We start from the raw sequence: 702 nt of genomic DNA, 5'->3' as shown, positions 1-702 counted from the left end.
AACAAGAGCTCGAAGTACCTTTCTTCAGCAGATTGGGGAAGAAATGAGAAAATGCCGCCGCCATCATTGTTGACGAGAACGACAGTCAGCGGAATATCGAGCGTTTTGCTGACGAGGAGGCCGTTTAAGTCGTGATAAAATGACAGATCGCCGATGACAAGGGTTACCGGTTCTTTCGTTGCGGCATATATGCCCAGCGCCGTTGAGACAACACCGTCTATCCCGTTCGCCCCTCTATTGGCAAAAATCCGGAAGGTCCGTTCCTGATTTTCAAAAAATGTGTCCGCATCGCGGATCGGCATGCTGTTTCCGACAAACACGGAGCTGTTGTCCGGAATCAAATGCTGAAGGTTCCGGTAGATATTTCCTTCAAAGGTAAGATCCTCAGCTTCAAGATTTCTTAAAAGAGCGCGGAAGCGGCTGTTGGCAAACCGCCACTTCTCAAGCCAGTTGCCTGTCCTATTTTCTGAATTGACAGCGGAATCCGCAAGAACAGCAATCTCCTCTTCCGTGCAATGCAGCATATGTGCGCTGAGCTGAGTCGGATCGCGCCATCCTCCATCTGGATCAACGACGATTTGCCTAATGCTCGGATTTTGCTTCAGCAGCTGAAAAAGCGGCTTGGAAACCGGCATCGCACCGAAGCGGATGACAAGCTCAGGCATGAGCTCGCGTTTCAGCTGTTCTTCTTTCAATAATGAG

1 protein-coding gene is annotated in these 702 nt (G+C 50.0%); it reads right to left on the bottom strand.

Annotation, left to right across the window (positions count from 1 at the left end; all coding sequences use genetic code 11):
• A partial coding sequence (locus tag ACWHAR_RS27335) for a thiamine pyrophosphate-dependent enzyme (protein WP_452088465.1) occupies nt 1-702 on the bottom strand: 702 nt, incomplete at both ends.

The organism is Bacillus sp. LR--39, assembly GCF_053613335.1.
The sequence above is the reverse complement of the archived record's forward strand: the minus strand, read 5'-3'. Positions and strand labels throughout refer to the sequence as shown.